At 63.8% G+C, this 23,767-nt stretch carries 21 protein-coding genes; 17 read left to right on the top strand and 4 right to left on the bottom strand.

The features are described from left to right. Positions 1-40: 40 nt before the first annotated feature. From PQ627_RS12660 to PQ627_RS12645, 4 genes are read left to right on the top strand one after another with little or no spacing between them, the layout of a single operon-like run. Positions 41-703, top strand: coding sequence for a response regulator transcription factor (locus PQ627_RS12660; protein WP_144661496.1), 663 nt, complete (start codon positions 41-43; stop codon positions 701-703). After that, the gene (locus PQ627_RS12655; protein ID WP_274261488.1) at positions 700-2,115 is read left to right on the top strand and encodes a HAMP domain-containing sensor histidine kinase; all 1,416 of its coding nucleotides are present in this window, start codon (positions 700-702) and stop codon (positions 2,113-2,115) included. The genes PQ627_RS12660 and PQ627_RS12655 overlap by 4 nt, the downstream gene beginning before the upstream one ends. After that, positions 2,108-3,085, top strand: a complete 978-nt coding sequence (locus PQ627_RS12650; RefSeq protein WP_274261486.1) for a TAXI family TRAP transporter solute-binding subunit — start codon at positions 2,108-2,110, stop codon at positions 3,083-3,085. Before PQ627_RS12655 ends, PQ627_RS12650 begins: the two co-directional genes overlap by 8 nt. A 43-nt stretch (positions 3,086-3,128) precedes the next feature. Further along, positions 3,129-3,965, top strand: coding sequence for a hydroxymethylpyrimidine/phosphomethylpyrimidine kinase (locus PQ627_RS12645; RefSeq protein WP_274261484.1), 837 nt, complete (start codon positions 3,129-3,131; stop codon positions 3,963-3,965). A 66-nt stretch (positions 3,966-4,031) separates the two neighbouring features. On the opposite strand, the gene PQ627_RS12640 is transcribed toward PQ627_RS12645, so the two are convergent. After that, positions 4,032-4,961: a cytochrome b/b6 domain-containing protein gene (locus PQ627_RS12640; protein ID WP_274261482.1), complete on the bottom strand. Its 930-nt coding sequence runs from the start codon at positions 4,959-4,961 to the stop codon at positions 4,032-4,034. Positions 4,962-5,218: 257 nt separating this feature from the next. Here PQ627_RS12640 and PQ627_RS12635 point away from each other — a divergent pair, with 257 nt between their 5' ends. After that, the gene (locus PQ627_RS12635) at positions 5,219-5,878 is read left to right on the top strand and encodes a TetR/AcrR family transcriptional regulator (RefSeq protein ID WP_274261480.1); all 660 of its coding nucleotides are present in this window, start codon (positions 5,219-5,221) and stop codon (positions 5,876-5,878) included. A gap of 164 nt (positions 5,879-6,042) precedes the next feature. Here the strand turns inward: PQ627_RS12635 and PQ627_RS12630 are convergent, their stop codons facing one another. After that, complete coding sequence (locus PQ627_RS12630; RefSeq protein WP_274261478.1) at positions 6,043-7,557, bottom strand: XRE family transcriptional regulator; 1,515 nt, start codon at positions 7,555-7,557, stop codon at positions 6,043-6,045. Between the two features lie 155 nt (positions 7,558-7,712). On the opposite strand from PQ627_RS12630, the gene aceA reads away from it, so the two are divergent. Then, positions 7,713-9,029, top strand: coding sequence for an isocitrate lyase (gene aceA, locus PQ627_RS12625; RefSeq protein ID WP_274261477.1), 1,317 nt, complete (start codon positions 7,713-7,715; stop codon positions 9,027-9,029). Between the two features lie 243 nt (positions 9,030-9,272). Next, positions 9,273-10,925 (top strand): malate synthase A, encoded by a 1,653-nt coding sequence (gene aceB, locus PQ627_RS12620; RefSeq protein ID WP_274261475.1) that lies wholly within the window; start codon positions 9,273-9,275, stop codon positions 10,923-10,925. Positions 10,926-11,098: 173 nt separating this feature from the next. Here aceB and PQ627_RS12615 read toward each other — a convergent pair whose 3' ends face one another. Together PQ627_RS12615 and PQ627_RS12610 are read right to left on the bottom strand one after the other, a co-directional pair. Continuing rightward, positions 11,099-12,292 carry an MFS transporter gene (locus PQ627_RS12615; RefSeq protein WP_274261473.1) on the bottom strand — a complete coding sequence of 398 codons (1,194 nt, stop codon included), beginning with the start codon at positions 12,290-12,292 and terminating at the stop codon, positions 11,099-11,101. Positions 12,293-12,377: 85 nt separating this feature from the next. Next, a complete protein-coding gene (locus tag PQ627_RS12610) occupies positions 12,378-13,595 on the bottom strand; it encodes an ROK family transcriptional regulator (RefSeq protein ID WP_274261471.1) in 1,218 nt (405 codons plus the stop codon). Positions 13,596-13,778: 183 nt separating this feature from the next. On the opposite strand from PQ627_RS12610, the gene PQ627_RS12605 reads away from it, so the two are divergent. The 10 genes from PQ627_RS12605 to PQ627_RS12560 all read left to right on the top strand — a co-directional run bounded on the left by PQ627_RS12605 (position 13,779) and on the right by PQ627_RS12560 (position 23,632). Further along, positions 13,779-14,519 carry a sugar phosphate isomerase/epimerase family protein gene (locus tag PQ627_RS12605; RefSeq protein ID WP_274261469.1) on the top strand — a complete coding sequence of 247 codons (741 nt, stop codon included), beginning with the start codon at positions 13,779-13,781 and terminating at the stop codon, positions 14,517-14,519. Then, positions 14,516-15,658 carry a Gfo/Idh/MocA family protein gene (locus PQ627_RS12600; protein WP_144661486.1) on the top strand — a complete coding sequence of 381 codons (1,143 nt, stop codon included), beginning with the start codon at positions 14,516-14,518 and terminating at the stop codon, positions 15,656-15,658. The genes PQ627_RS12605 and PQ627_RS12600 overlap by 4 nt, the downstream gene beginning before the upstream one ends. Positions 15,659-15,722: 64 nt before the next feature. Then, complete coding sequence (locus PQ627_RS12595; RefSeq protein WP_144661485.1) at positions 15,723-17,048, top strand: ABC transporter substrate-binding protein; 1,326 nt, start codon at positions 15,723-15,725, stop codon at positions 17,046-17,048. 62 nt (positions 17,049-17,110) lie between these two features. Continuing rightward, positions 17,111-18,118, top strand: a complete 1,008-nt coding sequence (locus tag PQ627_RS12590) for a carbohydrate ABC transporter permease (RefSeq protein WP_144661484.1) — start codon at positions 17,111-17,113, stop codon at positions 18,116-18,118. Then, a complete protein-coding gene (locus PQ627_RS12585; RefSeq protein ID WP_144661483.1) occupies positions 18,111-18,950 on the top strand; it encodes a carbohydrate ABC transporter permease in 840 nt (279 codons plus the stop codon). The genes PQ627_RS12590 and PQ627_RS12585 overlap by 8 nt, the downstream gene beginning before the upstream one ends. A gap of 60 nt (positions 18,951-19,010) precedes the next feature. After that, entirely contained in the window at positions 19,011-20,213 is a 1,203-nt protein-coding gene (locus PQ627_RS12580) for a Gfo/Idh/MocA family protein (protein WP_274261465.1), read from the top strand. A gap of 2 nt (positions 20,214-20,215) precedes the next feature. Further along, positions 20,216-21,217 carry a sugar phosphate isomerase/epimerase family protein gene (locus PQ627_RS12575; RefSeq protein WP_274261463.1) on the top strand — a complete coding sequence of 334 codons (1,002 nt, stop codon included), beginning with the start codon at positions 20,216-20,218 and terminating at the stop codon, positions 21,215-21,217. Positions 21,218-21,227: 10 nt separating this feature from the next. Next, entirely contained in the window at positions 21,228-22,127 is a 900-nt protein-coding gene (locus PQ627_RS12570) for a TolB family protein (protein WP_274261462.1), read from the top strand. Beyond that, the gene (locus PQ627_RS12565; RefSeq protein ID WP_274261460.1) at positions 22,117-23,163 is read left to right on the top strand and encodes a Gfo/Idh/MocA family protein; all 1,047 of its coding nucleotides are present in this window, start codon (positions 22,117-22,119) and stop codon (positions 23,161-23,163) included. The genes PQ627_RS12570 and PQ627_RS12565 overlap by 11 nt, the downstream gene beginning before the upstream one ends. After that, the gene (locus PQ627_RS12560) at positions 23,156-23,632 is read left to right on the top strand and encodes a heme-degrading domain-containing protein (RefSeq protein WP_274261458.1); all 477 of its coding nucleotides are present in this window, start codon (positions 23,156-23,158) and stop codon (positions 23,630-23,632) included. The genes PQ627_RS12565 and PQ627_RS12560 overlap by 8 nt, the downstream gene beginning before the upstream one ends. Positions 23,633-23,767: the final 135 nt, after the last annotated feature.

Below are 23,767 nucleotides of genomic sequence, written 5' to 3'. Positions count from 1 at the left end.
CTCAAAGGGCCAACCCGACACAAAACCCAAAGGAACCACCGTGCACGTTCTCATCGTCGAGGATGACGACGCCATGGCCTCAGCTTTGAGCGCCGCCGTCGCCTCCGCCGGGCACAAGCACACCCGGGTTTCCAGGGGCGAGGACGCACTCCTGGCACACCGGCAGCACGAGGTTATCCTGCTGGACCTGGGCCTGCCGGATCTGGACGGCCTGGACGTCCTCAGGAAGCTGCGCCAAGTCACCCAGATCCCCATCTTGATCCTGACGGCCCGCGACGACGAACGCAGCGTGGTCCTTGGCCTCCGCTCAGGCGCCGACGACTACCTGGTCAAACCCGTAAAACTCGTCGAACTCCTTGCCCGCATCGAGGCCGTCACCCGCCGGAGCAACCGCACAGGGCAGGCAGCGCCACACACGATCGTCCTTGGCGAACTGGAAGTTGACCTCGACCGTCGCGTCGCATCGATTGGTAACAGGGAGCTTCCCCTCACGGCAACGGAATTCGACCTCCTAGCGCTGCTTGCAAAAAATGCGGGCTCCGTGGTGACCCGCGAACAGATCCTCGACGCACTCTGGGGCGATGCCTTCCTGGCCCATTCCCGTTCACTGGACGTGCACCTCACGGGCCTCAGATCCAAGCTCAAGATGCCGGGGTTCATCATCAATGTCCGGGGCGTCGGCTACCGCGTCGAGCAGCCGTGAAACTCCGGGTCCTGGGCATCCTGAGCCTGTTGGTGGTGATCATCGTGGTGACGGTGTCCAGCGTGATCCTGACATCGGCCAGCCGCGAGCTCACCCAGGAGCTGCAAATCAACCGCGTCGCCGCCCTGAACCGCTTCGCGCAGCTGGCAACTGACGCCCTGGAGGACAACGACACCACCCAACTCCAACGTGAAATGAACCGCTACTCCGAGCTGTATGGCGAAGGAATCCTGATCCATATGCAAGGCCAAACCCTCCATTCAGGGGAACTTCGCGGTGACCAGCCACAGGTCCGGGACGCGCTCGGCAGGGCAAGCCTGAACCTCAGCGACACCACCTTGGATCCCGTTCGCGCCTTCGGGACAGGCAACCAAACCATCTCCCGTTCCTTCGGCACGGCCAGCCAGGTCCTCGGCGAGGTAGTGGTGGAAGTGGATCTCGACGTCGCCCGCCAGAAGTTGCGGGAGCGGTGGCTCGTCGTCGGGGTGGCCGCCCTGGCGCTTGGCACCCTGCTCCTGTTGGCGGCCGCGCGCGTCACGGCGTGGGTGCTGCGCCCGGTCCAACGGCTCAGCAAAGCCGTCCACGAGCTCGAAGCCACGGGCACAACCAGCCAACTCCCCGAGGCCGGCCCACCGGAACTGCGCGAACTCAGCCGCTCCTTCACCACCATGGCCAGCACAGTGAGCCAGAGCATGGAATCGCAGCGCCGCCTCATCGCGGACACCTCGCACCAGCTCCGCAACCCGGTCGGGGCCTTGCGTTTAAGGATCGATCTGCTGCAGCTGGCGCTCCGTTCCGAACCGGAGAAGGCCGCCGCTGCCGAGGTCGTGGCCGAGCTTGAGCGGGTGGAAGGAATGCTCGACGGCGTGCTGAAGCTGGCGACCGCGGAGCATCGCGCCTCCGCGGGGGCTGCCCACGCCGATCAGGAGTCTCAAAACCAGCGCCTTTGGGTGATCGACCCCTTTCCCATCCTGCAAGGAGAAGTGGAACGGGCATCCCCCGCGGCCGCTCAGACAGGCGCCACGATCAGGCTCAGCCAGCCGCCACGGCCAATCACCATCGCCTGCAACCCGGAGGAGCTCGCGCATATGGTCGGTGAGCTCCTGGCCAACGCCATCAAATACGCCCCCGCCGCCCACATCGAAGTGGCGACCGAACCCGCCCAAGGAGGCACCGCCGTCGTGATTTCCGACGACGGTCCCGGCCTCCCAGCCGATCAGCGTGCCGCGTCCACCAGCCGGTTCTGGCGGGCGCCCCAACACAGCAGCATCCCCGGCAACGGCTTGGGGATGACGATCGTGGAAAGGCTGGCGGAAGCGAACGGGGCGAGGTTGGTGCTGGGAGACAGCAAGCCACACGGATTGACGGTTCGCCTGGAGTTCGGGGGCCCAAGGGAGGGTTCCGGTGCCTGACTTTCCCGCGATCTCGCGGCGGAACGCCATAAGAGCCGCCGTGTCGTTCGGTGTGCTGGCCGCGGCTGTTGGCTGCTCCCCGGCGGCGAAGCCTCAAGAACTCACCGTGGCCGGCGGCGAACAGGGCGGCTTCTACCTTGAATTCGCCTCGCTCTTGGCCGATTTGCTGCAACGCGAACGCATCGCGGACAAGGCCCGGGCGTTGACCACCGGCGGCAGTCTCGAGAACATCCAGCGGGTGTTGTCCGGCGAGGCGACCTTCGCCGTCGCCCTGGCCGACGCCGCCGCCCAACCCGCCGCCAGCAGCCACAGCGAAGGACGACTGGTTGCCCTCGGCAAGGTGTACCAGAACTACGTCCACTGCATCGTGCGCCAGGACAGCGCCATCCGGACGTTCGCGGACCTCGCCGGTAAGACCGCGGGGGTGGGCGAAGTTGGTTCGGGAACCACCCTAACGGCCGGCAGGATCATCGCCGCGGCGGGTCTTGCGCCGCAGACGGCACCGCCGGACAAGGCCTTGAAACAGGTCAACCTCGGCTTGAACCAGGCCATAGCGGCCCTTGCCGACGGATCAATCGACGTCATGATCCAGTCCGGAGGCGTCCCGACGGCGCCCATCGCCGCTGCTGCCCAGGACATCGGCGTCCGGCTGCTTGATCTTTCGGGGCTGATCCCGGCAACGCGTGCGGAGTCCGGTTTCTTCTACGACCGCGTCCTCATTCCGGCCAACAGCTACGGCAACGCTCCTGCGGTGTGGACTGTGGGGGTCGCCAACCTGCTCCTGTGCCGCAGCGACCTGGCTGACCACGTTGTTCGGCAGACCGTGGAGCTCATGGTGGAAAAGGCCCAGGACCTGGTGCCGAAGTCGAGCGCAGGAGTTCAGTTCCTCAGCCCGGAGACGCTGATCAACACCGCTGGTGTGCCCTTGCATCCGGCTGCCCAGGCCGCTTACCGGGCATTGCACGGCTAGCCCCGTTTAGGAGTCGCGCAGGAGCAACTGCCAAAATGGAATCATGACTTCAGCCGTTGCCCCAGCCATTGCTCTGACCATCGCCGGCTCCGAAGCGACCGGTGGCGCCGGCGCGCAGGCCGACCTCAAGACGTTCCAGGAACTCGGTGTGTTCGGAATCGCGAACCTCACCTGCTTCGTTTCCTTCAACCCGCAGGACAGCTGGAACCACCGTTTCGTGCCGGTGGACCAGCAGGTCATCGCGGACCAACTGGAAGCCACGACGGCGGCATACGGTGCCGCTTCAGGCGCACCTTCGGTTCTGGACACCGTGAAAATCGGCATGCTCGGAAGCCCGGCAACCATCGGCACCGTGGAGAAGGCACTGTCCGGCGGCACTTTCAAGCACGTGGTGCTCGACCCCGTGCTGATCTGCAAAGGCCAGGAACCGGGCCATGCCCTGGACACCGACCAGGCCTTGAAAGCACAGATCCTGCCACTGGCCACGTTCGTCACACCCAACCACTTTGAAGCCGAGTCGTTGTCAGGGCTCACGATCACGGACGAGGAATCCCTGAAGGCCGCAGCCATCCGGATCCACGAGATCAGCGGCGCAGCGGTCCTCGCCAAAGGCGGGGTGCGGCTGGAAGGACCCGACGCCGTCGACGTCTACTACGACGGCGAAACGCTGGAAGTCCTGCGCGCGCTGAAGGTTGGCGAAGTTGCGGTCTCCGGTGCCGGCTGCTCGCTTGCTGCGGCTGTAACCGCGGAGCTGGCCAAGGGCGCGACGCCCCTGGAAGCCGCCCGCACCGCCAAGGCCTTCGTCACGGCGGGCATCAAGAACCGGGTGTCCTCCGGCGCGCCGTTCGATGCGCTGTGGCAGGGCGGGGCGCTGAGCTAGCCACTCTTCCTAAGACAAAAACAGCCGCTCCGGAAACCCTTCCGGAGCGGCTGTTTTTGTCAGGGCCTAGCGCGAAACCTTGCCCATCAGCGAGGCGATCGGGCGCAGGAACAACGGCCGTGCCAGGAACCAGGCGGCGGCTGTGAAGACGATGGAGGCCGCGAAGATTCCGAAGCCCCACCAGCTGTTGTCGTTGTTGGCCGCGTACATGTGGTTCAGGTTGTTCAGCGCCCCCGTGGCCAGCACCAGGGTCACGTGGACGATCACGAACGCCACGAAGTAGATCATCACGGGGAAGTGGATCTTGCGGGCCAGTTCGATGGGGTAGAACTTGTTGATGGCGGCCTTCTTCGGCCACGCACCAGACATCCGGATACCTGTGATGATGGCCAGCGGCGCGGCGATGAAGACAGTAATGAAGTAGGTCAGGAGCTGGAGACTGTTGTAGTTGTTCCAGCCGTTCTCAACGGGCCAGTTCAGCGAGGCGTACTGCAGGCCGGCCGAAACCGCGTTCGGGAAGACGTCCCAACTGGTGGGAACGATCCTCAACCATTGGCCGGTCGCGAAGAGCAGAACGATGAAAATGATGCCGTTCAGGACCCACAAGGCGTCCAGCGTCAGGTGGAACCAGAGGTCCAGGCTGATTTTGCCGGGCGGGTTCTTGGTCTTGATGAAGCCCTTGTTGTTCCTGGTCCAATACGCCGGCGGGCGGGTAGTGGTGCGCACCTGCCAGCCCGAACGAATGATCAGGACAATGAAGAACATGTTCAGGAAGTGCTGCCAGCCAAGCCACGCCGGGAATCCAGTGGGCGTGCCCTCGGGGATCGCTGAGTGGCCAGGGTAGTCCGTCAGGAACTGCTGCACCGGCTGCAGGGTTCGGAGCCACTGAGCCACCAGAACCACGATCAGGGCCACCACCAAAGCTCCCGCAGTGACGACGACGGGTTTGAACCACCTGTTCGACGTGATCCCGGACGACTTGCTTGAAACGGACATCAGGCCGCGTTCCTCTCTGGCTTGGTTGGCTGCGACCAGTTGGCGCTATATAGCGATTCAACCAGTTGCAGCCCGACGGCGAAAACGGCACCCGGGTTTCGGGGCGTCCCACGTCAAAAATCGCAGCATTCGGATATATGCCGCAATATGTGTTTCTAGAACCGACTTCCAAAATTATTTCCCGTCCCTGTTGTACTGGTCAAGGGTCACTGCTGGCTATGTGGATAATTTCGAGGGTAGGATTCCAGAAAGTAACGGTGAAACACGCCGAGTCCTGGCCCATCCGCGAAGGGAGTTCCGGTTTGGTCCGCAAAACCTCCGAAGCAGCAACCTCCGCGGGCTCCTGGAAGTGGACACGCACCGCGGCAACGCAGCGCAACCTGTTGGATGCCGCCGCCGACGTGTTCGTGGAACACGGCTTCACGGACGCCAGCATCTCCGACATCGTGGCCCGCGCAGGATCCAGCGTCGGCAGCCTCTACCACCACTTTGGCGGCAAGACCGAGCTCTTCCTGGCCCTCTGGGACGATTACCAAAACGAGCACGAACGCCTGGTAGCTGCCGCAGTGGCCAAGGCCCGCAAAGCCGGGGAAACCGAACCGCTTGCCCTGTTCAACGTCGGCAGCCGCAGCTACTTCGATTACACCTGGAAGCACCGTGACTTGGAGCGCGTGTTCATCGAGGGCGACACTCCCCCGGGCTTTGAGGTCCTCCGTCGTGAACGCGGTCGTGAATGGGTCCGCCAAAACTCGGTGCTCCTCGGAACCAGCGAGGACACCCTGGGCCGGCTCACCGTCGCGGTGATCACGGACATCATTACGGTTGCCGGCCACGAGGTCGCCTTGAGTGCCACCAAAAAGGCGGCGGACGACGTCGTAAACGCTGCGGCAGTGCTGGTGGCGCGGCTCGTTCCCTAGCCCTGGCCGGGGCGAGCCCCGAGCCGGGAGCGCCCATGCGCGCCGCGAGTTCGTGGGAAACCGGCGAGATCGCCCGGAAACTTCCAGCGATCCCGCAAGGTTCCCGCGAACTCGAGCCGTAGTCCCACGCGCCACGCGCCCCGAGCCGCCGGCCACCGAAAGACTCAGCGCCCGGAGTGGGCCTCCAGGAAGGAGTACACCTCGGTCTCGTCCACGCCGGGGAACGCTCCAGGGGGCATCGCGGCGAGCAGGTGTGAGTGGGCCCGGGCCGAAGGCCACGCGTTTCCGGCCCACTCGTCGGCCAACGCCGCAGGCGGACGCTTGCAGCACTTCGGATCCGGGCAGTTCGACGTTGCCCGGGCCGTGGTTTCACGGCCACGGAACCACTTCACATGCTGGTACGGCACCCCGATGCTCAACGAAAACTCCCCTGAAGCCGAGCGCTCGGTGCGGGCGGTGCACCAGTACGTTCCGGACGGCGTGTCGGTGTATTGGCTGTAGGCGCTGAATTTGTCCGGCACATCGAACACAGCCCGCGAGGTCCACGCCTTGCACGACGGCTGCCCCTCGATCGCCCCGGTGTGATCCTGCGGGAACGTCACGCCGTCGTTCTCGTAGGCCTTGTAGATGATGCCGGACTGGTGGGTCTTCTGGAAGTGCGTGGTGATGCCCAGGTGTTTGGTGGCCAGGTTGGTGAAGCGGTGCGCGGCGGTTTCGTATGACACGGCGAAGGCATCGCGAATGTCCTCCACCGCGATTTCCTTGGCAGCTTTGGCCTTTTGCAGGAACTCCACTGTGGCGTGCTCGGGCAGCAACAGGGCCGCCGCGAAGTAGTTGGTCGCCACCCTCTGGGCCAGGAAGTCGCCGTAGTTCCGCGGAGTTTCGTGCCCCAGGACGTAGTGTCCCAGTGCCTGCAGCAGCACGGAACGGGGGTCGTGGTCCTGCCTCTGGTTCTGTGTCAGGTAAATTCTGCGGTTCTTCAAATCCGTCACGGACCGCGTGGAATGCGGCAGGTCACCCACATGGTGAAGCGAAAATCCGAGGTTCTCGGCAATGTCCGCAATGACGTGCTGGCTGAGTGGACCCGTCGTGTAGCCGACCCCCTTGAGGACCTTCTGCGCCTCGGCCTCGTACTCGGGGAAGTAGTTACCGCGCTCGCGCATCATGGCACGCAACTCGCCGTTCGCGCGGCGGGCTTCTTCCGGCGTCGCGGCTTGCTCATTAAGTTTGCGTTCGAGCTCCTGAAGCAGCCCCACCTGAGACTCCAGAACCTCCAGCGGAAGCCGCGAGCTGATGCGGATTTTGGGCAGGTTCAGCGACTCGTACAGAGGCCCGCGCTGGTACCTTTCCAGCTCGATTTCCAAGGCCGCGCGGCGGCTCGGAGGCTCTGCCCCAAGCAATTGGTCGATGCTCACGTTGAGGGACGCGGCCAGCTGCTGAAGCAGCCCCAGTTTGGGTTCGCGTTTGCCGTTTTCGATCAGGCTCAACTGGCTTGGTGCGGTCCCGACGGCGGCACTCAGGTCATCGAGCGTCAGGCCGGCCTGCTTGCGCAAATGGCGCACGCGGCGGCCAAGGCTGATGACGTCCAGTTCAGGGGACGGGACGGACGACGACGGCGACGCGACGTCGCGATTCCAGCTTGAAGGCGACATTTCTTGAGAATACGCGAAGAAGTGCATTTCTTTCCATACTTTTCCTCTAGAAAGCCTCTTGAAAGTGCAGAAAAGTAGTTCTCACGAAAAGAAATACAGACCCCGGTCAAGCCGGCCGAAGCAGCAAGGAAGCAGCGGAGGCCGGCCCCGGGGAGCCCCGCCAGGATATGAGGAGACATGCAATGACCGCATCGTTTGAACCAGCCGAACAGACCGCCGAACAGCAGGCAGCCGCGCTGGAACTTGAATGGTCCGCCAACCCGCGCTGGGAGGGCGTCACCCGCGATTACTCGGCTACCGACGTCGTCCGCCTCCGCGGCCGCGTCTCCGAAGAGCACACCCTGGCCCGCCGCGGTTCGGAGAAGCTCTGGAAGCAGCTCACCGAGGAAGCCCTCACCGGTGGGTACACCAACGCCCTCGGTGCGCTGACCGGCAACCAGGCCGTACAGCAGGTCAAGGCCGGCCTTCGAGCCATCTACCTCTCCGGCTGGCAGGTTGCAGCCGACGCCAACCTCTCCGGTCACACCTACCCGGACCAGTCCCTGTACCCGGCCAACTCGGTGCCGCAGGTTGTCCGCCGCATCAACAACGCCTTGCTCCGCGCAGACCAGATCGAATACGCCGAGGGCGTCAAGACCGTTGAGGACTGGCTGGTGCCGATCGTCGCCGACGCCGAGGCCGGCTTCGGTGGCCCACTCAACGCCTACGAGCTCATGAAGTCCATGATTACCGCCGGCGCCTCGGGTGTTCACTGGGAAGACCAGCTCGCATCCGAGAAGAAATGCGGCCACCTGGGCGGCAAGGTCCTGATCCCTACCCAGCAGCACATCCGGACCCTGAACGCCGCCCGCCTGGCAGCCGACGTCGCCGGTACCCCGACCGTCGTCATCGCCCGCACCGACGCCGAGGCAGCAACCCTGATCACCTCGGACGTCGACGAACGCGACCAGGAATTCATCACCGGTGAACGTACCCCTGAGGGCTTCTACAAGGTCCGCAACGGCATCGAACCCTGCATCGCCCGCGCCAAAGCCTACGCACCGTACTCCGACCTCATCTGGATGGAGACGGGCACCCCGGACCTGGAGCTGGCCCGCAAGTTCGCCGAATCGGTCAAGGCCGAATTCCCGGACCAGATGCTCTCCTACAACTGCTCCCCGTCGTTCAACTGGCGCAAGCACCTGGATGACGCCACCATCGCCAAGTTCCAGCGCGAACTCGGTGCCATGGGCTTCACGTTCCAGTTCATCACCCTGGCCGGCTTCCACGCCCTGAACTACTCGATGTTCGACCTCGCCCACGGCTACGCCCGTGAAGGCATGAGCGCCTACGTCGAGCTCCAGGAGAAGGAATTCGCCTCCGAAGCACGCGGCTACACCGCCACCAAGCACCAGCGCGAAGTCGGCACCGGCTACTTCGACGACATCGCCACGGCGCTCAACCCGAACGCCTCCACCCTGGCCCTGGTGGGATCCACCGAAGAAGGCCAATTCCACTAACCACATTTAGCCCAAGGTGAGCTGTCAGTTTCGCTCACCGAAAGGCACGACGGCGGCACTTACCGCCACCGGCCGGGATGGGAAATCCGGAAGCGTGCGTAAAAGGGGCCCTGTCCCGGACGCCGGCCGAGCCCCGCGAGGCCCTGCGGCCGGGATGGGGAATAGCACGCGGAGGATTTCCCATCCCGGCCCCAACCCACTTATGCAAGTGCCGCCGTCGAACATTTTCTTAGGAGTCTTGAAATGAACAGCTTCACCGACAACTTCACTATCAACGGGATTACTTTGACCGCGCAGCCCATTTCGCGGCAGAACGAGGTCCTCACTCCGGATGCGCTTGAGTTCGTCGGCAAGCTGCATCGTGCTGTTGCTGATCGTCGGCAGGAGCTGATGCAGGCACGGCACGCCCGGCGTAATGCGATTTCGAGTGGCCAGGATCCCCGTTTCCTGCCGGAAACCGAGGGCATCCGCAATGACCCGTCCTGGCGCGTGGCTCCCCCGGCCCCTGGCCTGGAGGACCGCCGCGTGGAGATCACCGGTCCGGTGGACCGCAAGATGACCATCAACGCGTTGAACTCCGGCGCCAAGGTGTGGCTCGCGGATATGGAGGACTCCTCCACTCCGACGTGGCGCAACGTGATCCAGGGCCAGCTGAACCTGACCGATGCGATGGAACGCCGCATCGACTTCACCAGCCCCGAAGGCAAGGAATACAAGCTCAAGGCCGCCGAGGACCTGCCGACCATCGTGGTCCGCCCGCGTGGTTGGCACCTGCCGGAGAAGCACATGCTGATTGACGGCAAGCCGATCGCCGGCGGCATTGTGGACTTCGGGCTGTACTTCTTCCACAACGCCCGCCGCCTGCTGGCCCAAGGGAAGGGCCCCTACTTCTACCTGCCCAAGATCGAGAACCACCTCGAAGCACGGCTGTGGAACGACATCTTCATCCTGGCCCAGGACCTGCTCGGCATCCCGCAGGGCACCATCCGCGCCACCGTGTTGATCGAAACCATCACGGCTGCCTTCGAAATGGAAGAGATCCTGTACGAACTCCGCGACCACGCAAGCGGCTTGAACGCCGGCCGTTGGGACTACATCTTCTCGCTGATCAAGAACTTCCGGACCCGGGGCCCGCGCTTCGTGCTCCCGGATCGCGGCCAGGTGACCATGACGCAGCCGTTCATGCGTGCTTACACCGAGCAACTGGTACGCGCCTGCCACCGACGCGGAGCCATGGCAATTGGGGGCATGGCAGCGGCAGTTCCGAACCGTAAGGACGAGGCCGCTAACCAGGCCTCCTTCGAGAAGGTCCGTGCGGACAAGACCCGCGAAGCCAACGACGGCTTTGACGGCTCCTGGGTGGCCCACCCGGACCTGGTGCCCATCTGCCGCGAGGTCTTTGACGAGGTTCTCGGAGAGAAGCCGAACCAACTCAACAAAACCCGCGAGGACGTCACCCCGGATGACCGTGCACTGATCGACATCGCCAGCACCGAGGGCAGCATTACGGAGGCCGGAGTCCGCTTGAACATCGAGGTAGGCATCCGGTACATCGAGTCCTGGCTGCGCGGAAACGGTGCGGTGGCCATCCACAACCTCATGGAAGACGCCGCCACCGCGGAGATCTCCAGGAGCCAGCTGTGGCAGTGGATCCACTCCCACGCCATCACCGACCAGGGCGACATCATCACCCGCGAGTGGGTTGAGGACATGCTGGATGAGGAATTTGCCCGCCTGGAACGCTTCGACGGCGACCGCTTCGCTGATGCACGCGCCATCTTCGAAGAAGTGACCCTGGCCGAGGAATTCCCCACCTTCCTGACCATCCCCGCCTACGCCCGCTTCCTCACCGAAGCCCGCGAAGAGGCAACGCAAGAAGAACTGGTCGCCGCCTAGCAGAAGCAACCCAAGAAGCCCCGACGCTGGGCTGCCTGCACTCTTCGCAACAAGTGACCCCGAAGGCCGGGGAGGCAGCCCAGCACCGGAACAACCACCCAACTAGGGGACAGCAAACGCTCCATTGAGGGCTCAATGGAGCGTTTGCTGTCCCCTACTTGGGTTAAGGGGGCTTAGGCCTGGCGGGATACCCAGCGCACGGACAACGTGGTGCACACACAGAACGCGAGTACAGAGCCCAGGATCACGAACAAGGGCACGGTCCAGCCGTCGGACACACTGTGGACGTAGCCAACAATCGTCGGCGCCAACGCAGCGAAGCAGTAACCCACACCCTGCACCACTGCGGACATCTTCCCTGCCGCGGCCTGGGAACGGGCGAACTGGATGATGGCAATGAAGATCACCGTGATCCCGCCGCCCTGCGCAATCCCACCGAGGGAAGACCACAGCCACCACCACGACGGCGCCAGCAACAAACCAACGGGAACGGTCAGCCACAACGCGCTCAAGGTGGCCGCGACCGCCGTCGTACTGCTGAAGCGGGCCAGCAGCGGCACGCCCAAGCCGCCCACGATCGCGAATATCTGGAACAGCGAGGAACCGGCGCCGGCTTGGGCAGTGTCCATCGCGAGTTCGTCGGACAGGAAGCTCGGGAGCCACGCCGTGACGCCGTAGTAGGAAAAGGCCTGGCCCGCGAAGCCGAGAGTCAAGCCTGCAGTCAGCCATCCAACACCGGCAACGCGCCCCGAACCTGACGGCGCGGAAGATACGACGGCGGCCGGAACCAAAGCCCGCCTCGCACCTACCGTGGGGATCCAGAACAGGATCGCCGCCAGCGCCAGCACCGCGCTCGCCGCCAAGGAAAGCCGCCAGCCCACCAGTTCAGCCAACGGTGCTGTGGCCACAGAAGTGAGGAACGAGCCGATGTTCAGTGCCGCCGTATAGACGCCCATCGCAGTCGCCTGCCGTCTGGGAGCGAAGTCACGCCGGATGATCAGCGGGACCGCGATGTTGCCAATGGTGATGGCCAAACCGATGACGACCGTCCCCGCCATCACCAGCGCGCCGCCACCGACGGAGCGGATCACCACACCGGCCAGCACTCCGAGCAGGGTCAGCATGACCGCGAACTCGGCGCCCAGCCGGCGTCCGGCCATGGACGCCAACGGCGAGGCAAGCGAGAAGCAGAGCACGGGGATACCGGTCAGCAAGCCAAGTTCCACCGGCGAAAAGCCCAGGTCCTGGCGGAGCAGATCCACCACAGGCGCTACAGCGACAAACGGCCCGCGCATGTTCAGGGCAATCAGCCCGATGCAGGCCAGCAGCAACCAGCCTCTGGGAACTTTGGCGAGGAACTGGGTCATGGTGCGGGCCAAAAAATGGCAGGAAACGTTTTCATCAGTTTCATTGCTATCACGCCGGCGCGCCCCCACCGGCATCCATGAAGGCTCACCCCGTGGCTTGCAGCGTGGCCTCGATCACCGCAGGCGAGAGGACATACCGGGTCACCATCTGGCTCGCGCCAAGGATCGCAGAACGCTCGCCCGCCATGGAGATACCGATGCGAAGGTGCGTGGTGGCCAGCGGGAGCGAACGCCGGTAGACCACCTCACGTATGCCTGCCACCAAGTGCTCGCCGGCCTCGCCCACGCTGCCGCCGATGACAATCATGGACGGGTTCAGCAGGTTGACCACTGTCGCGAGGACATCGCCTACGTCGCGTCCGGCCTGCCGCAGCGCCTGGATGGCCTGCAGGTTTCCCTCACCTACGAGCCTCAGCACATCGGCGCCGTTGCTGGCTTCCAGCCCTTGCGCCCGGAGTTGATGCGCGACGGCGGGACCTGAGGCAAGCGCCTCAAGACAGCCATAGTTGCCGCAGCGGCAAAGGACGTCATCCCCGCGTGGAACCCGGACGTGGCCGAGGTCGCCGGCGGTGCCGTTGGCGCCACGCTGCAGCTCACCGCTGCTGATGATGCCCGCACCGATGCCGGTGGCGAATTTGATGAAGAGGAAATTGTCGTGGTCGGGCCAGTACGCGGTCCGCTCCCCCAACGCCATGATGTTGACGTCGTTGTCCACCAACACGGGAACGGGCAGTGAGCGCTGGACGTAAGTGACGACGTCGAATCCGTCCCATCCCGGCATGATCGGCGGCTTCACGGGCCGCCCGGTGTCGTGTTCCACGGGGCCCGGAAGTCCGATGCCCATGCCCGCGAGGTCCCCCGGCTCCCGTCCTGCTTCGGCCAGGAGCTCGCGGCCCGCGGACACCACACGGTTCAGGACCACCTCGGGACCGTCCGCTACTTCCTGCTTCAGCCGCCGCTCCGCGAGGACGCTGCCGCCGAGGTCGGTGACGGCAACAATCATGTGGGTCGCTCCGACGTCGACCGCCAGTACCACCCGCGCGGCAGGGTTGAAGGCAAAGCGCGACGGCGGCCTGCCGCCGCTGGAGCTTGCCTCACCTGCCGGACCGACCAGTCCGGAGTTGATCAGAGCGTCGATGCGGGAGGCGACGGTGGAGCGGGCCAACCCCGTGGTGAGGGCCAGCTCGGCGCGGGTCCGGGCTTGGCCGTCGCGGAGAAGTTGGAAGAGATCACCAGCGCGCGACAGGTTGCCGGCCTCTAAGACCGGGGCGTTTCCGGCGTCGTTTGCGGGTGCTGGAGTCATGCACTTAGTGAAGCACGATTGCTTATGCGTGTCATGCAATAAAAGTTTGTCGGCCATATTTCAACTTTTGCTTGACCGCCGTCAAAAGTCCCCCTAGGTTGTGATGAGCAGCACATCACGACCGCAGATGGTGGTTATCACCCCGGCCGATTCCGCACTCACCCACAATGACGAGGAGAGACAGTGTCATATTCGATCCAGCTCTACACGGTCCGAAAGGCCTTGGAAGAGGATCTTGCTGGAACCATCCAGCGTTTGGCAGAAATTGGTTTCACGATGGTGGAGCCGTACCGCTTTGTCGCCAAGGCCGCTGAGCTGAAGCAGGCATTGGCAGAGAACAACCTCACCGCCCCCTCCGGCCACGCTCCGTTGCTGAGCGATAACCAGGACGCAATCTTCGCCGCTGCACAGCAGTTGGGCATCGGCACTGTCATCGACCCGCACGTTCCCATTGAGCGCTGGAACAGCATCGAAGACATCAAGGAAACCGCCAACCAGCTCAACGCAGCCGCCGCCAAGGGTGCGGAGTACGGCGTTCGTGTCGGCTACCACAACCACTGGTGGGAAGTTGAGTCGGTCATTGATGGGAAGACCGCCATCGAGCACCTCGCCGACCACTTGGCACCTGAGGTCGTTCTGGAACTCGACACCTACTGGGCAGCCGTTGGTGGGCAGAACCCGGCCGAACTCCTGGCACGCCTCGGTGACCGGGTGAAGTTCATCCACATCAAGGACGGCCCCGTCACCTCGGATCCGTCCCAGCAGTTGGCTGTGGGCGACGGCAAGATGCCCATCTGGGAGGTTCTCGACGCGGCCGGTTCGCTTGAGGCAGGCGTCGTCGAGCTTGACGACTTCGAGGGCGACATGTTCGAAGCCGTCCGCGACAGCTACAACTACCTCAGCGCTGGAAAGGTCAATGCATGAGCCACGCAACAGGAGCATCCTTCGGCCCGGTTGGTTCCGGCCCTGTCGGAGTCGGCATCATCGGCGCCGGTGTCATCAGCAAGCAGTACCTGGACAACCTGACCAGCTTCCCGGACGTCAAGGTAGTTGCCATCGGCGACCTGTTCGAAGAAGCCGCTGCCGCCCGCGCCGCCGAATACGGGATTGGGAAGCACGGCGGCGTGGACGCCGTCCTGAATGACCCCGACGTCGAAATCGTCGTCAACCTGACCATTCCGGCCGCGCACGTTGAAGTTGCTACCCAGGCGGTCAACGCCGGAAAGCACGTGTGGAGCGAAAAGCCGTTTTCCCTGGACCGCGAAAGCGGACTTGGCCTGCTCAAAGTCGCTGATGCTGCAGGTGTTCGCCTGGGTTGCGCGCCGGACACCTTCCTCGGCGCCGGGCTCCAGACTGCCCGCCGCATGATCGAGCGTGGAGACATCGGCACCCCGCTGACCGCCCTGACGCTCATGCAGTCCCCCGGTCCTGAGTCCTGGCACCCCAACCCCGCGTTCCTCTTCCAGGACGGCGCCGGGCCGCTTTTCGACATCGGCCCGTACTACCTGACCACGCTGGTTCAGACCTTTGGCAGCATCCGCCGGGTTGCCGCTTTCGGTTCGAAGTCCCGCGAGACCCGGGTCATTGGTTCCGGCCCCAAGGCAGGCGAGGTCTTCGACGTCACCGTTCCCACGCACGTCAGCTCCATCCTTGAGTTCGAAAATGGCGAGTCCGCGCAGAGCATCTTCAGCTTCGATTCGCCGCTCAAGCGTGCAGGGTTTGTCGAAATCACGGGAACGGACGCCACCATCGCGCTTCCGGACCCCAACATGTTCGACGGCGACATCAGGATCTGCGCGCTGGGTTCCGACGATTGGACCACCGTTCCGTCAGTGGGCTCAACCGCGAGCCGGGGCGCCGGCGTCCTTGAAATGGCACGCGCCATCCGCGAAGGCCGTCCGCACCGTGCACAGGGCGAGTTGGCCTTCCACGTCCTGGACACCATGGCCTCCATCGCCGAGTCGATCGACAACCGTGCCTTCGTGGATGTCGAAAGCTCCGCTGACAAGGTTCCCGCCCTCCCCGAGGACTGGGACCCCACAGCAGCAACTCTCTCCGCCTGATCAACAGCAAGCATCAGCCCCAATCACCATAGCCCCAGCTCGACGACGAGAAATCGGAGCAATAATGAAGAACCCCCTGAAAGTCCTTTCGGCCTTCGCCGCCACTGCCGCCCTGGCCCTGAGCATGAGCGGCTGCGGTGGAGGCGACACTCCACAGGCCTCCAGCGACACCATCACCTACTGGGCCTCCGACCAGGGCAACAGCCTTGACGACACCGCGGCCAAGTTGAAGCCCAGCCTCGACCGCTTCACGGAGAAGACGGGCGTCAAGGTCAAGCTGGAAGTTATCGGCTGGACCGACCTCTACAACCGCATCCTTACGGCAGTAACCAGTGGGGACGGTCCCGACGTCTTGAACATCGGCAACACCTGGGCCGTGACGTTGCAGGAAACGGGAGCGTTTGAGCCCGTGGAAGGCGAACTCCTCAACGCCATCGGCGGCAAGGACCGCTTCCTGCAGACCAGCTGGTCAACCGGTGGCGCCGAAGGCAAGACGCCGACGTCGATCCCCCTGTACGGTTTGGCCTACAACCTGTACTACAACACCAAGATGTTCAAGGAAGCCGGCATCGAAAAGGCGCCGGTCACCTGGGACGAGTTCGTGGCCGACGCCAAGAAGTTGACCAAGGACGTCGACGGCGACGGCAAGCCGGACCAGTGGGGCTTCACCGCAGCCGGGGCTTCGGTTTCGGCCAACTCGCACCAGGCGTTCGTCCGGGGCCTCCAGAACGGTGGCACGCTCTTCGACAAGGACGGCAAGCCGACGTTCGACAGCGACCCGCAGGTCCAGGGCGTCAAGCAGTTCGTTGACCTGATGGCTGTTGACAAGGTGATGTCGCCCTCCGACGCCGAGCTCAGCCAGGGCAGTCAGAAGGTGGACAACCTCATCAACGGCAAGGCAGCCATGATGTTTGACCAGAGCCCCCTGAAGAACTTCGCAGCACGTGACTTCAAGGACTGGGGCGTGGCCGCTGTCCCGATGATGACCGCTGACGCAACGGGCGACCGCGCCACCCAGAGCCACGTGGCCGGTATCAACCTGAGCGTGTTCAAGAACAGCAAGAACAAGGCAAACGCCATCAAGCTCGCTGCCTTCCTGACAAGTGACGAGGAGCAGGTAGCCCTGAACAAGGCCTACTCCTCCCTGCCTGTGGTCAGCGCCGCATCCAAGGACGCTGCATTCCAGACTGAAGAGGTCAAGGCCAAGAACGAAGCCTTGTCCAACCACTCCCTGCCGATGCCGCTGATCGCCAAAGAAGGTCAGATGGAGACCCTGACGGGTACTGCGATCAAGAACCTCTTTGCCAAGGCAGCAACCGGAACTGTTTCCGAAGACGACATCAAGGCGGCTCTCAAGGACGCCAATAACCAGATGGCCGCGGCCCAGTAACCATGCCCTGAGGGTGGAGGCGCCACAGCTTGTGGTGCCTCCACTCCGGCAAAGGAGTTTCCATGTCACATTCAGCGCTGGACAGCGGAAAAGCCGCTGCGGGCAGCACAACGGCCGCCCATCCTGAGCCCGACGGGCCCACCCCTTCGACGCCGATCCGCAAACGGCGCCGGTCCTTCCTTCCCTACGGCCTGATCGCTCCGGCCGCCATCCTCGAACTCCTCATCCACATCGGCCCCATGCTCCTGGGTGTGTGGATCGCGTTCATTTCCCTGACGCAGCTCAACCTCACCAACTGGCTCAACGCCCCGTTCGTGGGCCTGCAGAACTTCATCAACGGCCTCAACCCGGAGAGCACCATCGGGCAGGCCTTCTTCAGCACAGTTGGCCGTACCCTCCTCTACACCATCCTCGTGGTGGGCTTCTCATGGGTACTCGGCATGGCCGGTGCCGTCTTCCTTTCCTCGAACTTCAAGGGCCGCGCCCTTCTGCGGACCTTCTTCCTGGTTCCGTACGCGCTTCCTGCTTACGTCGGAACCATTGCGTGGGCCTTCATGTTCAACCAGCGCGACGGCGCGGTGAACCAGATCCTGGTGGACACCCTCCATCTCTTCGGTGACCACCGCCCCTTCTGGCTCCTTGGCGAGAACTCGTTCGGGGCCATGGTGGTAGTCAATGTCTGGCAGCTGTGGCCCTTCGCCTTCCTCATGCTGATGGCGGCACTGCAAAATGTTCCGAACGATGTCTACGAGGCAGCAGCCATTGACGGCGCCACCCTCTGGCAGCAGTTCCGGACCATTACCCTGCCCATGGTCCGCCCGGCCAACGGAGTGCTGTTGATGGTGATGTCCCTCTGGACGTTCAACCAGTTCAACATTCCTTTCGTCCTGTTCGGTGCCACTTCCCCCAAGGAAGCCACCCTCATATCCCCCTTGATCTACCAAAACTCGTTTGGCAGCTGGAACTTCGGCCTCGGCGGAGCAATGAGTGTCCTCCTGCTGATCGCCCTCTTCATCGCTTCTGTCTTCTACATCCGCATGGTGCTGCCAAAGGGAGCCGACAATGATTGAGACCCGCAACTTCCGGATCCTGAGGAACGTGGTCCTGACCATCCTCTCCCTCTGGGTCGCAATACCGCTCTTCGTGGTGGTTTCAACGTCCATCAAACCGCTGAAGGATGTCGCCGGGCTGTTCCAGTGGATTCCGCGCGAGATCACCCTTGCTCCGTACTTTGATATCTGGACCACGGTGCCGCTGGCGAAGTACTTCCAGAACAGCCTCATCATCACCGTTGCTGCCACAGCGTGCTCCGTCACCGTCGCGGTGCTGGCCGCCTACGCGATCGCAAGGTTGCCGTTCAAGGGCAAGCGCGCCTTCAGCCTCACGGTCCTGTCCACCCAGATGTTCCCGGGCATCCTGTTCCTGTTGCCGCTCTACCTGATCTTCACCCAGATCCGGAACATCACCGGGCTTCAGCTCCAGGGTTCCTACCTCGGCTTGATCATCACGTACATGACGTTTACCTTGCCGTTCGCCATCTGGATGCTGAGCGGGTACTTCGCTTCCATCCCCAAGGAGTTGGAGGAAGCCTCCATGATTGACGGCACGGGCCGCATGGGCGCACTCTTCCGCGTCATCCTCCCGGTCGCGAAGCCGGGCATCATCGCTGTGGCCGTCTACTCATTCATCTCGGCGTGGGGTGAAGTGCTGTTCGCCTCGGTCCTTACCAATGAGTCCACCAAGACTCTGTCCCTTGGTTTGAAGGCTTATGCCAGCGAATCGGATGTGTTCTGGAACCAGCTCATGGCCGCCTCCGTGGTGGTCAGCCTGCCGGTCCTCATCGGATTCATCCTGGTCCAGAGGCACCTTGTCGCAGGCCTTTCAGCGGGCGCAGTCAAGTAGCTGCCGAGCACATCACGCCTCCGGGCACTGTCCACCGGACCCTTATTTAGGAGCATCACAATGAACACGGCGCAGACGCCCGCACTGTCGAAGGACAGCACCGACCGCCCCCTCGGCGTGGCCGCCATCGGTTACGCCTTCATGGGGAAGGCCCACTCGAATGCGTGGCGGAACGTGGCCAGTTTCTTCGACGTCCCGGCCTTCGAGCAGAAAGTGCTGGTGGGCCGGGACGCCACCCAGGTGGCCGAAGCCGCCGCCAAGTACGGATGGGCCGAATCGGCCACGGACTGGCGTGAAGTCATCGAGCGCGAGGACATCGACATCATCGACATCTGCGCACCCGGTTGGATGCACGCCGAGATCGCCATCGCCGCCCTCGAGGCCGGCAAACATGTCCTGGTGGAGAAGCCGCTGGCCAACACACTGGGTGAAGCCGAACTCATGACCGCCGCCGCCGCGAAAGCCCGCAAGCGTGGTGTCCAGTCCATGATCGGCTTCAACTACCGCCGCGTGCCCGCCCTTGCCCTGGCCCGCGAATTGATTGCCGAGGGCCGCCTCGGCACCGTCCGCCATATCCGCGCCGCCTACCTTCAGGACTGGCTCTCAGATGCCGGGTCCCCCATGACTTGGCGGCTCCGGAAGGAAACCGCGGGCTCGGGCGCGCTCGGCGACATCGCCTCGCACGCCATCGACCAGGTCCTCTACCTCCTCGGCGATGCCGTCACCGAGGTCTCCGGCCGCCTGCAGACCTTCGTAGACCGCCGCCCCGGCGACGCGGGGCTGGAAGAAGTAACGGTCGACGACGCCGCTTGGGCCACGTTGACCCTCGCCTCCGGAGCAATCGCCTCAGTGGAAGTCAGCCGCGTGGCCACCGGCAGGAAGAACTCCCTCACCCTCGAGATCTACGGCGACAAGGGCACCATCCTCTTCGACCTCGAGGCGTTGAACGAACTCGGCTTCCTGGACTCGACAGTTCCGGTGCGGGAGCAGGGCTTCCGCCGGATCCTGGTCAACGAGCCCGGGCACCCGTACCTTGAAGCATGGTGGCCGCAAGGGCACATCATCGGCTGGGAACACACCTTCACGCACCAAATCCGCGACTTCCTGACCGCCATCCGCGACGGAAGCCAGCCGTCGCCGTCGTTCGAGGAGGGCCTGAACGTCCAGCACATCCTGGCCGCCGTCGAAGAGTCGGCGGCCGCCAAAAGCTCACTGATCCAACTGTCCCCCAAGCCAATCAACACCCCTATCGAAGGAGCCTGACCATGCCCCGCCCGTACACCCTGTTCACCGGCCAGTGGGCCGACCTCCCGTTCGAGGAAGTCGCCAAGCTCGCCTCGGGCTGGGGCTACGACGGCCTGGAAATCGCCGTTTCCGGAGACCACCTCGACGCATGGCGCTGGGACGAGCCCGGCTACGTCGAGTCCAAACTTGCCGTTTTGGAGAAGTACAACCTCAAGGTCTGGGCGATCTCCAACCACCTCAAGGGCCAAGCCGTCTGTGATGACCCGATCGACTTCCGCCATGAAGCAATCGTCGGTTCCAAAGTGTGGGGCGACGGCGACCCCGAAGGCGTCCGCCAGCGTGCCGCCGAGGAAATGAAGCACACTGCCCGCCTTGCGAAGGCGCTCGGCGTGGACACCGTTGTCGGATTCACCGGTTCCTCGATCTGGCAGTACGTGGCCATGTTCCCGCCGGTCCCCGAGAAGGTCATCGAAGCCGGCTACCAGGACTTCGCCGACCGCTGGAACCCCATCCTGGACGTCTTCGACGAATGCGGAGTCCGCTTCGCCCATGAAGTCCACCCGAGCGAGATTGCCTACGACTACTGGACCACCGTCCGCACGCTCGAGGCGATCGGCCACCGCGAAGCCTTCGGCCTCAACTGGGACCCGTCCCACATGATGTGGCAGGGCATCGATCCCGTCTCCTTCATTTGGGACTTCAAGGACCGGATCTACCACGTGGACTGCAAGGACACCAAGGTCCGCCAGACCGGCCGCAACACGGTCCTCGGTTCGCACTTGGCCTGGGGCGACCCCCGCCGCGGCTGGGACTTCGTCTCCGCCGGACGCGGCGACGTTCCCTGGGAAGCCTCCTTCCGCGCCCTGACCGCCATCGGCTACGACGGACCCATCAGCATCGAATGGGAAGACGCCGGCATGGACCGCCTCCACGGCGCTCCCGAAGCCCTCGCCGCCCTGAAGAAGTTCGACTTCCCGGCGTCGCAGACCAGCTTCGACGCCGCCTTCAGCAGCAAAGACTAAGGACACACACGTGATCCGCACCTTGCAAACGGGACAACGCTGTGAGGTGCGGATCGCGTCGGTCTCCAGCCGCAGCGAACTCCTTTACAGCACCGGGGATATCCTTCTTGAAGCCCCCAACTGGACCCTGGACGGTCAGTCCCTGATCCTGAATGGGGACGGAAAGCTCTGGAAGTTGGACGCGCATTCCGCCGAGTTGACGGAAATCCCGCTCACGGGCATCCCGGACCTCAACAATGACCACGTCCTCGATCCCGGTGGCGACGACATCTTCCTCTCCGCCAACGACGGCCAGATCTACCGCGCCCCTTTGGCCGGCGGCAGGGCGGAGCGCATCACCAAGGACGACGGCGCCTTCCACTTCCTCCACGGCGTAAGCCCGGACGGCAAAGAACTCGCCTACGTGGGCATCGAGGCCGGTGACTTTTCGCAGCCCGGTCGCCTCATGGTCATGGCGTCCGACGGCGGTGCTGGCGCCCCCATCGACGTCGGTCCCGGCCACTGCGACGGGCCGGAGTACTCTCCCGACGGTGCTTGGCTGTACCTGAACACTGAATCCTTCAGCACGGCCAAGGGCCACGCACAACTCGCCCGGATCCGCCCGGACGGCAGCGGTTTCGAGCAGCTGCTCCAGTCCGGGTCAGTTGACTGGTTCCCCCATCTTTCCCCCGACGGCCGCTATGCCAGTTACCTCCGGTTCCCCCGCGGGACCGTAGGCCACCCCGCTGACTTGCCTGTCGACGTCGTGCTTGTTTCGACCGAAAACTGGGCCGCCCCGCTCAGGACGTGGCCACTTTCCGGCGGTCAGGGTACCCTCAACGTCAACAGCTGGTCGCCGGATTCCGCGTGCTTTGCGTTTGTGGCGTACCCCGTTACCGATCCGGCAAAGGACCAACCACGTGACGCTTAGCAATGGGACATCCGAGGGCACCATCCGTTGGGGAATCCTCGGCACCGGATTCATCGCCGGACTGCAAACGCGGGACCTGAAGGACAACGGATTCACCGTGCAGGCCGTCGGTTCGCGTTCCTTGGACACCAGCCGGGCCTTCGCGGAAGAGTATGCGGTGGCAACGGCGCACGGCAGCTACGAAGAGCTGGTGGCGGATCCCCTGGTGGACGTGGTCTACGTCGCCACGCCTCACCCCATGCACCACGCCAATGCGCTCCTGGCGCTCAACGCGGGCAAACACGTGCTGGTGGAGAAGTCGTTCACGATGAACGCCCGCGAAGCACAGGAAATCGTTGACCTCGCCGCTTCCAAAGGGCTCGTCGCGTTGGAAGCCATGTGGACGCGTTTCCTTCCCCACATGGTCAGGATCCGCGAAATCATCGCCGCCGGAACCATCGGCGAGGTCCGGAAAGTCATCGCCAGCCACAACCAGAGCCTGCCCAAGGATCCTGCACACCGCCTCAACGATCCCGCCCTAGGCGGCGGCGCGCTGCTGGACCTTGGCATCTATCCCATCTCCTTCGCGTTCGACATCCTCGGCGCACCGTCCGCCATCCACGCCAGCGCGTCCATGACTGCTACCGGCGTCGACCGCCAAACGGCGGCGATTTTCGATTACGACGGCGGTGCGCAGGCTTTGGTGGATTGCGAACTGGACGCGGCCAGCGCCAACCGCGCCTTGGTGATCGGCACCGAGGGGTGGATCGACATCGAGCACACCTGGTACAACCCCGTTCCGTTCACGGTTCACGCGGTGGATGGGAGCGTTGTGGAGCGGTACGACCAGCCAGTGAACAGCAGGGGAATGCAATACCAAGCCTCGGAATTGGAACGACTGGTCCGTGAAGGTTCCACTGCCGGAACCATCTTGCCCCCGGACGAGAGCGTGGCCATCATGGCAGCCATGGATGAAATAAGGCGACAGATCGGGCTGCGCTACGAGGCGGACGCTGTCGCGGAAGACTCTGTCCGGTCGGGAGACATCAATGACTGAATCCCCGCGCCTCACCGAACTCCGCCGGCAGGAAGAAGAGCTGGTCTTCGCGTCGTTTGACCACCATGACGCTTGGCGCCTGGGTTCGTTGATCGCCAACCATGCCATCGCTTCGGAGTTTGGTGTGGCCATCGACATCCGCCGGCACAACATCGTGCTCTTCCGCTGCGTCCTGCCCGGCGCCACGTCCGACCAGGAAGAGTGGATCCGCCGGAAATCCGCTTCGGTGCTGCGTTTTGAGCACAGCACCGCTTTGCTTTCCGAGGAATTCGCTGCCCGGGGCCACAGCCCGGTGGGCGGAGGTTGGCTGGCGCACGAGGACTACACGTTGGCGGGTGGATCCTTCCCTCTCCGTGTGCGCGGTGCGGGGGTGATCGGGGCCGTGACGGTGTCCGGTCTGAGCTCCGACGAGGATCATCAGCTCGTGGTGGACGGGATCCGGAACTACCTGAAGACGGTTGGGGTTTAATGGCGCGGCACCAAATGCCGAGTGATCGCGGCCGCTGAATCCCGCAGTTCAATGGTGCCCGCGGCGACTCCCACCACAAGGTCAAAGCCCTTATCTGTGGGGAAGTCATGCCTGTATCCGTTGATCCAAAGCAAT

The sequence above is a fragment of the Paenarthrobacter sp. AB444 genome (assembly GCF_028736865.1).
In the GTDB taxonomy this organism is placed as follows: Bacteria; Actinomycetota; Actinomycetes; order Actinomycetales; family Micrococcaceae; genus Arthrobacter; species Arthrobacter nicotinovorans_B.
The sequence above is the reverse complement of the archived record's forward strand: the minus strand, read 5'-3'. Positions and strand labels throughout refer to the sequence as shown.

What these genes read in the sequence shown, in the direction of transcription:
- PQ627_RS12645 (WP_274261484.1), top strand. Translation starts at nt 3,129, where the DNA reads ATGACTTCAGCCGTTGCCCCAGCCATTGCTCTGACCATCGCCGGCTCC.
- PQ627_RS12640 (WP_274261482.1), bottom strand. Translation starts at nt 4,961, where the DNA reads ATGTCCGTTTCAAGCAAGTCGTCCGGGATCACGTCGAACAGGTGGTTC.
- PQ627_RS12630 (WP_274261478.1), bottom strand. Translation starts at nt 7,557, where the DNA reads ATGCACTTCTTCGCGTATTCTCAAGAAATGTCGCCTTCAAGCTGGAAT.
- aceA (WP_274261477.1), top strand. Translation starts at nt 7,713, where the DNA reads ATGACCGCATCGTTTGAACCAGCCGAACAGACCGCCGAACAGCAGGCA.
- aceB (WP_274261475.1), top strand. Translation starts at nt 9,273, where the DNA reads ATGAACAGCTTCACCGACAACTTCACTATCAACGGGATTACTTTGACC.
- PQ627_RS12615 (WP_274261473.1), bottom strand. Translation starts at nt 12,292, where the DNA reads ATGACCCAGTTCCTCGCCAAAGTTCCCAGAGGCTGGTTGCTGCTGGCC.
- PQ627_RS12610 (WP_274261471.1), bottom strand. Translation starts at nt 13,595, where the DNA reads ATGACTCCAGCACCCGCAAACGACGCCGGAAACGCCCCGGTCTTAGAG.
- PQ627_RS12600 (WP_144661486.1), top strand. Translation starts at nt 14,516, where the DNA reads ATGAGCCACGCAACAGGAGCATCCTTCGGCCCGGTTGGTTCCGGCCCT.
- PQ627_RS12595 (WP_144661485.1), top strand. Translation starts at nt 15,723, where the DNA reads ATGAAGAACCCCCTGAAAGTCCTTTCGGCCTTCGCCGCCACTGCCGCC.
- PQ627_RS12590 (WP_144661484.1), top strand. Translation starts at nt 17,111, where the DNA reads ATGTCACATTCAGCGCTGGACAGCGGAAAAGCCGCTGCGGGCAGCACA.
- PQ627_RS12585 (WP_144661483.1), top strand. Translation starts at nt 18,111, where the DNA reads ATGATTGAGACCCGCAACTTCCGGATCCTGAGGAACGTGGTCCTGACC.
- PQ627_RS12580 (WP_274261465.1), top strand. Translation starts at nt 19,011, where the DNA reads ATGAACACGGCGCAGACGCCCGCACTGTCGAAGGACAGCACCGACCGC.
- PQ627_RS12575 (WP_274261463.1), top strand. Translation starts at nt 20,216, where the DNA reads ATGCCCCGCCCGTACACCCTGTTCACCGGCCAGTGGGCCGACCTCCCG.
- PQ627_RS12560 (WP_274261458.1), top strand. Translation starts at nt 23,156, where the DNA reads ATGACTGAATCCCCGCGCCTCACCGAACTCCGCCGGCAGGAAGAAGAG.